The 1,412-nt window shown below is 31.7% G+C and carries 1 protein-coding gene; it reads right to left on the reverse strand.

What is annotated here, in order from left to right:
* Window positions 1–1,412, reverse strand: a 1,412-nt coding sequence (locus H6411_RS02310; RefSeq protein WP_216083033.1) for a DUF3713 domain-containing protein, incomplete at both ends; no start/stop codon positions are given.

The following is a 1,412-nucleotide window of genomic DNA, read 5'->3' on the forward strand; positions in this document are numbered from 1 at the left end:
ATTGTTCCCAACTGAATAGTAAGCTTTTAATCATGGGAATAAACCATCGTTAGTTGTGTCTATTGATTTAAATAACTCTTTTACGTTTTCCTGCTCTTGTTCCTTATGCGTCTTGGATTTTGTATTTAGCTCTCCTGTCTTTTTTTTGATTTCTTTTTCAAGAACATTTTTTTTCTTATCCAGATTTCTCTCCATAAAGGTTGGAACTGCTAACCCTGCAGAGAAATCTAATTTTTTATCTGCTCCATAAGTAATAGATCCATAGTCTTTAACTGCTTCTGAGAGTTTTCTCATAGACTCTCAGTGTTCTTTATTCTTTCTTAATTCAGTAACAAAGTTAGAAGAACTAATCAACAAGTCTGTTACTGAGGATGATCATGATCTATGTCCAAAAAGAACTCCCCTGTCTTTTTGAGACTCAAAATACCTACCTAATACTTCTAGTTTGTAGTTTTTAAAGTAGTTTTTAAGTTGTTCTTCTATTGAGAAATCATTAATAGGAGATTTTCCTTTTATTGTGTAATCACTTATTGAATCAGCTTTAGATTTAGGATCTATTCATATAAATGTAATTCCCTTAGGTGTTTTTATGTAGGTTGCTTTTTTTTCGTTGTTTCCTGAATCATTATTACCAAACTTAACTTCTCTGAAGGAGAAAATATATTTGTTTGTTTCATCTTTTAATTTTCCGGTTGTATCTATTACTGATTCATTTACTGATTGCCCTAATGAATTATTCACCTTGTTAGTGTCTAGAAACAACTTATAAACATCATCAACATTTTCTAATTTACTTGCCTGAGTTACACCTGGATTAACTCCATCAGTCTTAACCTCAGCAAAGTACTTAGTAACAAAAGCATCTATTTCTCTTCCATCTAATTTACTTAACTCTTCTAAAGTAAATAGAGAATAGTTATGACAGGAACCTGATTGGTTGAAACTAATAATCTCATCCTCAACTTCATGAAAATCAGGCCAATCTATAGTTGGACTATCTGGTCTACGTTTCTTAGTATCGCCATCTTTATTCTCTTTAAATCTCTTCTCATTGCTTGGAAAACTACTTGACAACTTCCACTCTTTCCTGCATAAAAACACTGGTTTCTGATAAGTCAATCAATCATTAAATACAAACTCCTGAAACTTAGCTACTGCTTCTATATATTCCTTATCTCCAAATTGAGCAAAATCAGAAACCTCAAACGCGCTCTTATCAGCTTTCAAATACAAAGACTTAAAGAAGAAATCTAAGAAGATCTTCTCTAAATCTTCTTTTGTTTCCGTAATTAAATGATTCTCCTTAGTTCAATGCTTTGTATCAAAAGGAGTTCCATCTCCTCCTTGATTAGGCTTATATTTATCCTCTGCTTTATTAAATGCTTCTAGTATCTGAATCTTACTATCAGAAA

The organism is Candidatus Mycoplasma haematohominis, assembly GCF_902712995.1.
Taxonomy (GTDB): domain Bacteria; phylum Bacillota_I; class Bacilli_A; order Mycoplasmatales; family Mycoplasmoidaceae; genus Eperythrozoon_B; species Eperythrozoon_B haematohominis.